Below are 12,438 nucleotides of genomic sequence, written 5' to 3' on the forward strand. Positions count from 1 at the left end.
AGAAGTATATTAGTAATAAAGGGCAATCCTTTGATTAACGGTATCAGTGATGAAAACTTCGCCTTTATCATCTACAAATAAGCCGTTTGGAAGGTAAAATTGCTCTTTATCGCTTCCCAGTCCGCCAAATTGGAAAACTTGTTTGCCGTCTTTATCAAAACCATAAACAAAGTGAGTCATGTTATCTACCATTAGCAGAGTACCGTCCGACTTAACACCAATGCCTCTTGGATTAACAAACTTTGATTCTCCTTTTCCGTCTGTGGAACCATTTATAATTCGAAGGAATTTTCCCTCTTTATCGTAAATAACAAGTCGCTGATTTCCGGTATCTGAAACATAAATGTTTTTGTCACTGTCAATCGTTACCGCATTTGGTGCATTCAGAGTATCATCCTTGCCAGTGGCTGTTGTTAACTCCAAAAGTTTTTTTCCACTGTTTAAATCGTATTTGATTACTCTGCTTGACTGGATTTCGGTTACATAAAGACTATTATTGTAAATACGTAAACCGCTGGGGGACTTTAAAAAGTCCGCCTTTTTAGATTCGTCGGTAAAATATTTAATAAATTTGCCTTTAGAAGTAAAGATTGAAATTTTTCCGTTGTAAAGATCGGCAACATACACATTGCCTTTTTTATCTCCATCAATACCATAAGGGAACTGGAATTCGCCCTGGCTTGTTCCTTGTTTGCCAAATTTGAAAATAGCGGTACCTGAACTATCAAATACTTGAATTTGTTTGTGATTTGTATCTGTAACATAAAGGAACTGTCCGATCTTTGAAACGTCCATTGGTTTTTCCAAAGGGGAACTCAAATCACCTTGGATAAAATAGCCGAGAGCAGGAGGGCCGCCTTTAACTGTACTGGCTACCTTAATTGCATTATCCTGAAGATGGAAAAAGTAGATGACTGTGAATAGAACAGCAGTAAGAGCGACAATTGTCCCCATCCATAGATAAGTGGTTTTTTTCTTCATGGCTTTCCATCTCCTTTTTAGTTATTTTTTGATAGACGATCTAGAGCGTTTATAGCTGGTTTATAAGTTGGATCATAAGAAAGGGTTTCTTTATAGATTTTTTCAGCTTCCTTTTTCTTACCTTGAGATTCAGCTACCATTCCAACTTCATAAATCACGTCTGTATTTCCAGGCTTTAATCGGGCAGCTTCTTCCAAAGCACTTGTTGCTTCTTTATACATCTTTAACTTTCTGTAACTGCGTCCTTTTAATAAATGACCTTTGTAGTCTCTAGGAGCAATTTTTGCCGCTTTGACCGCCATTTGCAGTGCATTATCAATTCGTTTTTCCTTATCGTAAGCTATGCTGAGATTTAAATATGCATCAAAATAGTTTTTATCTAAGGTTTTTGCTGTTTTATATTCGTTGATGGCACTGTCTGTATCCCCTTTGAGAAAGTAGGTATATCCAAGCTGTACTCTCAATTTGGGGTCATTTGGTTTTTCGTTGACCTGCATTTTATAGTAATCGAGCTGTTTGGCAATTTGATCTGCATTTTTATTCCATAGATATTTATTGCTGATATAATAACCGGCGGAAAGGCTGATGGCCAAGGTTGCAACCAGCAGAATAAGGGATTGCCACCATTTGAAGCGGTTATTTTTATGTTTTAATGGTTTTTTACTTTTTTCTGGGCTGCTTTGTTCATCTTCTTGTAGGTTTAGCTGTACCTGGCTTTCCATAATAGCCCTCCTTTTTTATTGCATGGCCATTATTGCTTATGGCAGGATGTGCATTTTGGTTTGTAATGGCATGTGTAACATCTTTCTTCTGGCTTTTGTCCAATTGGCAGGGGGATAGGGTGTCTGGCCCTGAAATCTTTATCCGCATGGCTTGCAGGATGGCAGCTGCTGCAGGTAACATTGTTGGTTTTATTAAAGCCCGTTTTTTGATAATCATGGCATGCCAGGCATTTTTCGGTGCTTTGTTTGGCTATTCCACCGTGCCTGCTGACAAAGCTTTTGCCGTGGCTTGGCGGGCGCTTAGTATGGCAGTCCTTGCAAAATGTATTTTCTTTTGTGTATTCCTGAACTGGATGATCTGTTTTCTTTACTGTGCCCGTTCCCAAAAATTGCTCCGATGCAGGAACTTCTTCCATAGCGGGGATTTCTTTATCTGACATATACTGATGGCAGCTGTTGCACTTTTTAACATCCTTTTTGGCAAGACTGCCATGATTTTGATATTTAAAATTCTTTTGCTTATGCGATTTCGGAACCATTCCTGTTGTATGGCATGTAGTACACTTGGTAGAAATTCCACGGGCTTCATGGCACTCCATGCATGTTTCCATTTTTGGAGTGGTGAATTTGACATCACTCATCATTGATTTACCAAGAGTGTCATCCCATTTTTCGTAGTCCGATTTAAAGGTTACCTTGCGCTGTGCGATTTTGCCGTGAGCTACACCGCTATGGCATTGGATACATTTAACGTCTTTGGCCAGGTGTTTATCGTGGGGGATAATAATATCCCCGGAAGGTGTAACATCCCGGGCTTTTAGATTGTGACATCTTTCACAAGCGGAGTTTGGTATATCCTTGGGCATCTGGATAGGCGCTGAATAAGTGTTAGTTGCTTTTTTGAAAGCCTGTAGAAGACCACTTGCTTTATCTTTTGCCAGGTTTTTAGCCCCCGGTTCGATATGGCAGTTAACGCAATCGACTTCGCTGTGCGTGGATGCTTTCCAAGTATAGAACTCCGGTTTCATCTCATGGCATGATGAGCAGAATTTCGAGCTTGATGTTGCTTCCAGCCCTGTATATCCGATTACGAAGAACAGGGCCAGAAATAACACAGTAAGAGTCAAAATCTTAATAAGTTTATATCGAAAGCGGGGAGGGGCCGGCAGCGTTTTTTGCTCCTCTTCCATAAGAATGTCCCTCCTGATTCAAGACCCTAAATCTAGTCTTTTTTGTCTGACTTAAAGCCTGTTCTGTGGCAGAATTGGCAATACACGTCTGTAGGTGCTTTAGCTCCTGTTGCTGGATTGACCACTGGCTTTTCACGATCGTGGCAGACAAAACATTGTGCCTTATCGGCATCCGTTTTGGCGTGCTTAGCGTGAGCAGTAAGCCATTGATCGCTTTGCATATGTCCTTGAGGACGTTTGCTGTGACAGGCACTGCAGAATTTATTAATACGTGATTGATCCTTAACAACTGTAAGATTAGGCGTATATTTAATTTTTGATGTTCCCATATTTAGAAGGGAGATAATATCTTCTTTTGGAATTTCTCTAACCCATTTGGAATCCTGGTGGCAATTCATGCATGTGTTTAGGCTCTTAATGGCTGTTTCGCCGTGATTGTGGTTCCAATCACCTGTTTTATGAGATTGTGGGACCTTTAATTTTTTATGGCAGGTTCCGCATTCCATGGATATTTTTACATCCGACTTTTGTTTTCCGATAGCCTGAAGGATAATACCCTGAGTTTTTTCATCGTGAGCGGCTTTTACAGCTTCAGTATCTGTTGCCTCGGTCTGGACTGCTTCAGTGGCAGCTACTTCAGATGTGCCTTTAGCTTCGGTTTTTTCATTTTCCTCAGGATTTGGAGGAACAATATAGGCAACGTCTTTCCATGGCTTTTCGCCTTTGTTAACTTTATCGTGGCAGTCAATACAAGTACCCATGTTAGGTCTCAGATATTTCTTTTCCATCAGCTTTTGAGCCGAGTCAGCTGTCCATTTACCCCGTACCTGGTCAATGTTGATGCCGCGAGATGCCATTTTTGCGTGGACAACACCTGCGTGACAGGTAACGCAAGGGATGTTTTTATCAACATGTCCTTTATGATTTACTTTTAAGTCTCCGGAAGCTGTTACCAGACGGTTTTTGGAGTGGCATTGCAGACAGTTTTGATTGGAAACCGCTTCTTCCTCTGTTTGTACGATTTGATTTGGAACTCCGGTTACGTGGTAGTAAACTTCTTTCATTGATTTCATCTTGTGCGTGATCATGTTAGTGAAGCCTGGCTTAATATGGCACTGCACGCAGCTGATTTGATTGTGAGCGCTTGCTGTAAAACTGGTGTATTCCGGCTGCATTTCATGGCAGCTGGAGCAAAATGTTGGTGAGTTGGTAAAGGAAAGGACTCCGTATCCTCCGCCGAAAATGACGATCGCCCCTACCAGCCCTGCAAATAGCAGCTTCCAGCGGTTGACCGGGTTTTTCCAATCTATATTTCTGACGGTTCGCCAGAGTCTGCGTATAAGGCCTGTTTTTTTTCTCTTTTCTCGGGTCTCTGTATCTATATCTCTATTTTTCTTTCTCCCCCAAAAGGCCACGATGCTCACCCTTTCTGTTTTGGATTCAATCTACTTTTTTTTCCATTTTAACCTCTCTAAAGGTAGTATCTAATATTGATGGCGCTTTTTCCAATGTACAATTTGTGAATAATTTTTCGGTGAAAAAAGCCCCGTTTTTTCCCTGAAAACAACACCACAATGTGGAAAATAAAAGGATTTGGTTAACATCTTATCTATAGTGTTAAAGTGCATAAAGATTTATATTTATACAAGATAAATGAATTTCATACAATTGTCACACACCTTCTTTCATGGATACTGGAGTGTGTAAGTTCACTATCAAAAAGATATTCATAATGAGGCGAGATACTACTGGGATTTATGACAATAAACGAGCAGCCTTAAAATAAAAAATGCCAACCACATTTCGCGGTTGGCGTATCTTATTGAAAGAATTTATGGCAGTCATAACAGCTCACCTTGGCAGGAGCTCTTATTTTGGCCGGTACATTTTCTGTCTTTTCATCATGGCAGACATAGCAGGCAGATTCTTCGGCCATGGCGTGGCCAGGCAGCCAGCTGCTGTCCAGATAGTTTGGCGGTTTATTGGCATGGCAGGTTTTACAGAACTGATTTTTCCTTGATTCGTTTATTGCAGAAGCAAGGCTAGGGATATACTTTTCTTTTTCACTTTTATCAAAGATTAACTGACTTATATTTTCTTTTTGCATTTCCCTGATCCATTTCGTATCCTGGTGGCAGCTGAGGCATTTCGGCATTATTTTAACAGCTGTTGAACCGTGGTTATACTCCCAGTCGAACGTTTTATGTGTAGCTGGGACCTTTATTTTTTTATGGCAGGTTCCGCACTCCATTGACAGTTTAACGTTCTTTTTTTGCTTTCCAATCGCCTGTAGGATAATTTGCTGTGTGTTTTGATTGTTTTCCTCATTATTTAACAAAATAGGAGGGTTTGGTTCAGTTAAACTATAGGAAATATCCTCCCAAGGCTTTAGCCTTTTATTTACTTTGTCGTGGCAGTCGATGCATGTGCCCATATTCGGCTTGCGATATTTCTCTGTAATAAGCTTCTTCGCATTACTTTCATTCCAATAGTCTAAGTAGTTTTTCTTGTTTAGTGAGCGTGAAGCAATTTTCCCATGTGTTACACCTGCATGGCAGGTAATGCAGGGAATACCTTGCTTAATATGGCCGGAATGGTTGACCTTCAAATCACCGTCCGCCGTGACAAGACGATTTTTTGAATGGCAATGTAGGCAGGTCTTGCTGCTGATGGCCTCCTTTTTTGATTGGGAAATTTGCTCTGGAACGCTCGTTTTGTGGGTGTACCATTCTCTTAATTTACTTTTCACTGATTCTTTAACACTATGATTAGTATGGCATTGGATACAGCTGATCTGATTATGTGGGGTTGTTTGAAGGTTAAATACTCAGGTGCCATTTCATGGCAGCTTGCACAAAATGCCGAAGTATTAGTAAAAGAAAAAACTCCATAGCCTCCGCTAAAAAGTATGATGCACCCCAATAGAACAAATATAAGCAGTTTCTACCGGTTAATTGGGTTTTTAAAGTCTATTCCCCCGGTCCTTTTTCTCTCTATGACAAGCCGCTCGGAATTCTTGGATGTCAATTTTCTCACCTTCATTTTTAAAAATACTATCCCCTGATTCTAGTATGAAAGAACTATGCCTGTAATTGCCAATGGATAAATTGTGAATCTTTTCTAACAATTTTTAGACAGTAATTTTGTTATTAATGTGAATTAGTACAGATTTATTCCCCATTCTTACTGCCGCCATAGTGTCAGAGACCCCCATATGTTGTCACTCCATGAGGGAAGTGGTAAGATGTATAAGAGAAATTGACGAATGTTTTAGGAAGGATTCTGCCGTCATAGAGCGAATCTTTTTCTTTTAGGGCAACTGGAACTTTCTATTTCGATTTAAAGGAGCGTAAGTTCATGCTTGGAATTTTAAATAAAGTGTTTGACTTAAATAAACGTGAAATAAAGAGGCTATCAAAGCTCGCTGATCAGATTGAAGAGCTTGCTGGCGATATGGAAAAAATGACGGACGATCAGCTTTGCGAAAAAACGGTAGAATTCAAGGAGCGCTACCAAAAGGGCGAAACCCTTGATGACCTTCTTGTTGAAGCCTTTGCGGTTGTCCGTGAAGCAGCAAAACGTGTACTTGGATTATATCCTTACCACGTTCAGCTTATGGGGGGTATTTCTCTCCACGAAGGTAATATTTCGGAAATGAAAACAGGTGAAGGTAAAACGCTGACAGCGACCATGCCTGTTTACTTAAATGCCATTTCCGGTAAAGGTGTTCACGTTGTTACAGTCAACGAATACCTTGCCAGCCGTGACGCCACTGAAATGGGCGAGCTGTACAATTTCCTTGGTTTAAGCGTCGGTCTGAATCTAAACAGTATGGACAAAGAAGAAAAGCATGAAGCGTATGCCTGCGACATTACCTATAGTACAAACAATGAGCTCGGCTTCGACTATTTGCGCGACAACATGGTTGTATATAAGGAACAAAAGGTTCAGCGTCCGCTTTTCTTTGCAGTAATTGACGAGGTTGACTCCATTTTGATCGATGAAGCGCGTACTCCTTTGATTATTTCGGGTACTGCTCAAAAATCAGCAGCTCTTTATATGCAGGCGAACGCATTTGTCCGCACGCTGAAAAAAGACACGGATTTCACTTATGATGAAAAAACAAAAGGCGTTATGCTGACAGAAGAAGGAATTAGCAAGTCAGAGCGTGCTTTTGGGATTGAAAATCTTTTCGACATGTCGCATGTTAGCTTGAATCACCATATCAACCAGGCGCTGAAGGCAAATGTCAGTATGCATCTGGATGTTGACTATGTTGTTCAGGATGGCGAAATTGTAATCGTTGACCAGTTCACTGGCCGTCTGATGAAGGGCCGCCGATACAGTGAAGGTCTGCACCAGGCGATCGAAGCAAAAGAAGGTCTGGAAGTACAAAACGAGAGTATGACTCTTGCAACGATTACTTTCCAGAACTACTTCCGTATGTATGAAAAGCTTTCCGGTATGACTGGTACAGCGAAAACGGAAGAAGAAGAATTCCGTAACATTTACAATATGAACGTTATTGTGATTCCAACGAACAGACCGATTATCCGTGATGATCGTGCTGACTTAATTTATGCTTCCATGGACGGTAAGTTCAGAGCGGTTGTTGAGGATATAGCTGAGCGCAATCAAAAAGGCCAGCCAGTCCTTGTTGGTACGGTTGCTATTGAAACCTCTGAGTTGATTTCAAATTATCTGCAGAAAAAAGGTATTCGCCATAATGTATTGAACGCGAAAAACCATTTCCGTGAAGCGGAAATTATTGCCGAGGCTGGGCAAAAGGGATCAGTTACCATTGCAACCAATATGGCCGGCCGTGGTACGGATATCAAGCTGGGCGAAGGTGTAGTTGATCTTGGCGGTCTTGCTGTTCTTGGTACAGAGCGTCATGAATCACGCCGTATCGATAACCAGCTCCGCGGACGTTCCGGACGTCAGGGAGATCCTGGGGTAACCCAATTCTACTTGTCGATGGAAGATGAACTGATGCGCCGATTCGGCTCTGATAATATGAAAACAATGATGCAGCGCCTTGGTATGGACGACACCCAGCCAATTCAAAGTAAAATGGTTTCACGTGCCGTTGAATCTGCTCAAAAACGTGTTGAGGGCAACAACTTTGATGCCCGTAAACAACTCCTGCAGTATGACGATGTTCTTCGCCAGCAGCGTGAAATCATTTACGGACAGCGTAACGAAGTTCTTGAGTCTGAAAACCTTCGTGATATTGTTGAAGGAATGATTAAAAGAACGCTTAAGTATGCGATTGATGCTCATACTCCTCAGAATGAAGATGAAGAGGCTTGGGATCTTGAGGGACTTATCAATTATGTAAATGCAAATCTCCTTCATGAAGGTGACATAACTGTTGAAGACCTGAAGGGTAAATATCCTGATGAAATGGCTGAGTTCATTTTTGCGAAAATTAAAGAGCGATACGATGAAAAAGAAGAAGTTCTTTCTTCTGAACAAATGCGTGAATTTGAAAAAGTTATCGTACTTCGTGCGGTTGATACAAAGTGGATGGACCATATCGATGCGATGGACCAGCTGCGTGAAGGTATCCACTTGCGTGCATACGGTCAAATTGATCCTCTTCGTGAGTACCAGCATGAAGGCTTCGCGATGTTTGAAGCTATGATTGCTGCCATTGAAGAAGATGCAGCCCGCTATATTATGAAAGCGGAAATCCAGAACAACCTTGAGCGCCAGGAGGTTGCCCAGGGACACGCAGTAAATCCTAAAGAAGATGGGGAAGTAAAAAAGAAGCCGAAGGTAAAATCTGTGGATATCGGCCGAAATGACCCATGTCACTGCGGCAGCGGCAAAAAGTACAAAAACTGCCACGGGAAATATGAGTAATAGATGAATTAAGGAGAGACCGGCTCCGGCTGGGTCTCTTTTCCTTTTGGTTTTGATTGTTGCAGGACGAATCCTTTACTTTATGTACTAAATAGAACCTTACGCGCGGAATTTTTTGATTGCACGCCAAAAAAAGAACCTTACGCACGGAATTCTCAGGCTTACGCGCCGAAATGACCTGCTTACGCGCCGTTTTCGCTGTTTTATGCGCGGAACCAGGACTTTTACGCGCCAATACTTCATTTAATTCGAGTGAATTGATTGCTCCACTTGCATATCGTAATTCTGCAAACAATTTTGCAGGGGCGGCCCGAACACCGATTTCTTACGACTTTTTGAATTTATTCACTCCAAACCGTTATAATAGATGAAGAACAATTAACACCGATCGAATAAACTATGATACAGAAATTTTTATAGAGGTGACTTTGAAATGGAATTAGCAAGTATAAGAAATGAGCTTGAAAAATCAGCTAAAATTTTAGCGGACTTTAGGGGGTCTCTTTGACCTCGAAAATAAGGAAGCCAAAATAGCTGAGTTAGATGATATCATGCTCCAGCCTGATTTTTGGAATGACCAGCAGGCTGCACAGACTGTTATCAGCGAATCAAACAGCTTGAAGGACCAGGTCGTTGAGTTTAAAGATTTATATGAAATATATGAGAACATCGAACTCACCTATGAACTGGTCAAAGAAGAAAGCGATGCGGAGCTGCAGGAGGAGCTTGAAACCGAACTTGCAGAGTTAACCGAACGCTTAAATCAATTCGAATTGAATCTTCTCCTTAGCGGGGAATATGATAGAAACAATGCCATCCTTGAGCTTCACCCGGGTGCAGGCGGAACAGAGTCCCAGGACTGGGGTTCCATGCTGCTTCGTATGTATACTCGATGGGGTGAGAAGAGGGGCTTTAAAGTAGAGACTCTTGACTATCTTCCAGGTGATGAAGCAGGAATCAAGAGTGTTACCCTTTCCTTTAAAGGCCATAACGCCTATGGTTACCTAAAGGCGGAAAAAGGCGTTCACCGTTTGGTTAGGATTTCTCCGTTTGACTCATCAGGCCGCCGCCATACCTCCTTCGTTTCCTGTGAAGTTATGCCGGAACTAAATGATGATATTGAAATTGACATCCGCACTGAGGACTTAAAAGTTGATACGTATCGTGCAAGCGGTGCCGGCGGTCAGCATATTAATACCACTGACTCCGCCGTCAGGATTACACATATGCCAACAGGCGTTGTTGTAAGCTGTCAGACTGAGCGTTCTCAGATTAAAAACCGCGATACCGCGATGAAAATGCTGAAAGCTAAGCTTTACCAGCGCGAAATTGAGGAGAAGGAGAAGCAGCTTGCTGAAATTCGAGGCGAGCAAAAGGAAATCGGCTGGGGAAGCCAGATCCGTTCCTACGTATTCCACCCTTACTCCATGGTAAAAGACCACCGTACCAATACTGAAGTCGGCAACCTTCAGGGCGTAATGGATGGCGACATTGATGTCTTTATCAATGCTTATCTTCGCTCTAAACTCGCATATAAGGAAGAATAAAAAATAAAGCCTTTGCCATTTCGGCAAAGGCTATTAATTTATGCACTTTTTTTGTATTTTGATCGTTCGCAAAGCACCTTTAGGATAAACTGCTTGTCCTGGGCGCTTAGCATTTTCCAAGATCCCGCTTTGATTTTCATGAGAAAACACCCCTTCTATTAAAATTTCCATTAATAATTGAATTTAAGTCGATGGTGTTAACACTGGCTGGGACGTTTATAATCTTTATTTATTTTATACCTAGATAATACCGCCATTCTCACAAAAATAAACAATAAAACTTCCAACAAATTCCGCAAAGTCGCTTGCTGTATGTGCCGAAAGATGGCGGTTTTTCCAGGCAAATCCCTGTATATCGTTAAAAAAGACTACAATTCTAGGTGAAAATACTATATCTTGAAACCTTCTCTTTGTCGCTATATGTCATACAAAAAATAAAATTTTCTTGGATTATCCTCCAAATTATGGTTTTAAATGTAAAAAGCCGCCCGAGGGCGGCCTACACGATTAGATAAACAGGTTTAAACTAGATTCTTCTGCGTCTCCCAAATAGGATGCGACACCGCCAATATCAACTCCGTCGATCAGTTCCTCCAGTTTTATGCCCATAATATCCATGGACATGGAACAAGCGACAAGTTTTACTCCTGCATCCATACCGTTTCTCATTAAAGTAGCTATATCGTCCACATTTTTTCTGTGCATGGCGTGATTGATCATTTTTGCGCCCATGCCGCCCATGTTCATTTTGGATAACGGAAGCTCATTGACACCTTTAGGCATCATCATACCAAACATTTTTTCCATCATATCTTTTTCAACATGCGGGGCATCCGCACGCCGCAGGACATTTAATCCCCAAAAGGTGAAGAACATGGTTACCTTTTTGCCCGTTGCTGCAGCACCGCAGGCGATGATAAAAGAAGCAATGGTTTTATCCAGGTCGCCGCTAAAAGACTACCATTGTTGTTCCATCCTTACCAGCACCTGATACAGCTGGAGAGGAGACTTCACCGCCTTTTTCAATAAAGGCTTTAAACTTTTTATCTTCAAATTTTGATTCAATTAAAGGATTCCCTGTTTTAGAAGACCATGCTTTAATGTCTTTCGCAAAACCAGGGTCTGTTGCAAGGACCTCAAGAACCTCGCCCGGTTTCATAGTATCAATCGTTTTATAAACCTGCATGATTGGTCCAGGGCACTGCAGACCTGAACAGTCAACTAAAATGGTTTCGATTGGCTTTTTCGTATTTCCCGGTGTTTCTAATTCACCTGAGTCGCTTATAGATGCATCTTCTGATACTGGTTCAAATACTGCTGAATAGGTTTTGAATCCACCATCCAGGTTTTTCACTTTAATGCCATTCTGTTGAAGGATTCTTGCGGCAAGATATCCGCGAAGGCCCACCTGGCAGGAGACATAGATTATTTCATCCTTTGGAAGTTCACTGACTCTGTCACGAAGTTCTCCTAAAGGAATATTGATGGAGCCTTTGATAAAGCCCATTTCCCGCTCAATTGGCTCACGAACATCAATCAGCATGCCGCCGTTTGTGACGATTTCATCAATTTCGTGCCATTGCACCATTTCAACAAGTCCTTCTGCAATATTCGTTGCAGCGTATCCAGCCATATTGACCGGGTCTTTTGCTGAAGAATACGGAGGTGCATAGGCAAGCTCCAGGTCAGGAAGATCGAATACAGTCAGACCGCCCTTGATTGCTGTGGCAATAACATCAATCCGCTTGTCAGCTCCATCATAGGAAACTGCCTGCGCTCCAAAGATTTTTCCTGTTTCTTTTTCAAAAATGAGCTTAAGTGCAATTGGGAAGGCTCCTGGATAATAGCCGGCATGGGAGCCAGGGTGCACGTGTACCACTTCATAATCCATTCCAACACGCTTAAGAGTTTTTTCATTGTTGCCTGTTGCAGCAACGGTCATATCAAATACTTTTGCAATGGAAGTGCCAAGCGTTCCTGCATATCTCGCAGAGCGGCCGATAATATGATCTGCAACTACCCGGCCCTGTCGATTGGCTGGCCATGCTAATGGAATCTGGGTTGGCTTGCCGTTAATATAATCGGTAACCTCGATTGCATCCCCAATTGCATAAATACTTGAGCGGACGT

Annotated in this window: 10 protein-coding genes and 1 pseudogene; 2 read left to right on the forward strand and 9 right to left on the reverse strand. The window is 41.8% G+C overall.

What is annotated here, in order from left to right; all coding sequences use genetic code 11:
* Nucleotides 1-9: 9 nt before the first annotated feature.
* The 6 genes from AC3WR0_RS04970 to AC3WR0_RS04995 all read right to left on the reverse strand — a co-directional run bounded on the left by AC3WR0_RS04970 (nt 10) and on the right by AC3WR0_RS04995 (nt 5,833).
* A complete protein-coding gene (locus AC3WR0_RS04970) occupies nt 10-981 on the reverse strand; it encodes a 6-bladed beta-propeller (RefSeq protein ID WP_492551265.1) in 972 nt (323 codons plus the stop codon).
* Between the two features lie 17 nt (nt 982-998).
* Nucleotides 999-1,703, reverse strand: coding sequence for a tetratricopeptide repeat protein (locus tag AC3WR0_RS04975; protein ID WP_492551266.1), 705 nt, complete (start codon nt 1,701-1,703; stop codon nt 999-1,001).
* A 29-nt stretch (nt 1,704-1,732) separates the two neighbouring features.
* Nucleotides 1,733-2,893 carry a cytochrome c3 family protein gene (locus AC3WR0_RS04980; protein WP_492551267.1) on the reverse strand — a complete coding sequence of 387 codons (1,161 nt, stop codon included), beginning with the start codon at nt 2,891-2,893 and terminating at the stop codon, nt 1,733-1,735.
* A 32-nt stretch (nt 2,894-2,925) separates the two neighbouring features.
* Nucleotides 2,926-4,308, reverse strand: coding sequence for a cytochrome c3 family protein (locus AC3WR0_RS04985; protein WP_492551268.1), 1,383 nt, complete (start codon nt 4,306-4,308; stop codon nt 2,926-2,928).
* 404 nt (nt 4,309-4,712) lie between these two features.
* Nucleotides 4,713-5,501, reverse strand: coding sequence for a cytochrome c3 family protein (locus tag AC3WR0_RS04990; protein ID WP_492551269.1), 789 nt, complete (start codon nt 5,499-5,501; stop codon nt 4,713-4,715).
* A 137-nt stretch (nt 5,502-5,638) separates the two neighbouring features.
* Nucleotides 5,639-5,833, reverse strand: a complete 195-nt coding sequence (locus AC3WR0_RS04995) for a NapC/NirT family cytochrome c (RefSeq protein ID WP_492551374.1) — start codon at nt 5,831-5,833, stop codon at nt 5,639-5,641.
* Nucleotides 5,834-6,250: 417 nt separating this feature from the next.
* Between AC3WR0_RS04995 and secA the strand changes: the two genes are divergently transcribed.
* The gene (gene secA, locus AC3WR0_RS05000) at nt 6,251-8,761 is read left to right on the forward strand and encodes a preprotein translocase subunit SecA (protein WP_492551270.1); all 2,511 of its coding nucleotides are present in this window, start codon (nt 6,251-6,253) and stop codon (nt 8,759-8,761) included.
* Between the two features lie 433 nt (nt 8,762-9,194).
* A protein-coding gene (prfB, locus tag AC3WR0_RS05005; RefSeq protein ID WP_492551271.1) for a peptide chain release factor 2 occupies nt 9,195-10,308 on the forward strand; the annotation gives its coding sequence in 2 pieces (ribosomal slippage) (nt 9,195-9,266 and nt 9,268-10,308; 1,113 coding nt in all).
* Nucleotides 10,309-10,815: 507 nt separating this feature from the next.
* Here the strand turns inward: prfB and AC3WR0_RS05010 are convergent.
* The 3 genes and pseudogenes from AC3WR0_RS05010 to AC3WR0_RS05020 all read right to left on the reverse strand — a co-directional run.
* Nucleotides 10,816-11,250: a DsrE/DsrF/DrsH-like family protein gene (locus AC3WR0_RS05010; RefSeq protein WP_492551375.1), complete on the reverse strand. Its 435-nt coding sequence runs from the start codon at nt 11,248-11,250 to the stop codon at nt 10,816-10,818.
* Nucleotides 11,251-11,257: 7 nt separating this feature from the next.
* The gene (locus tag AC3WR0_RS05015) at nt 11,258-11,494 is read right to left on the reverse strand and encodes a sulfurtransferase TusA family protein (protein ID WP_492551376.1); all 237 of its coding nucleotides are present in this window, start codon (nt 11,492-11,494) and stop codon (nt 11,258-11,260) included.
* A 123-nt stretch (nt 11,495-11,617) separates the two neighbouring features.
* Nucleotides 11,618-12,427: pseudogene (locus tag AC3WR0_RS05020) on the reverse strand (oxidoreductase dimerization domain-containing protein); the annotation flags it as partial.
* Between the last annotated feature and the right edge of the window lie 11 nt (nt 12,428-12,438).

This window comes from Neobacillus sp. FW104-15D2 (genome assembly GCF_058790155.1).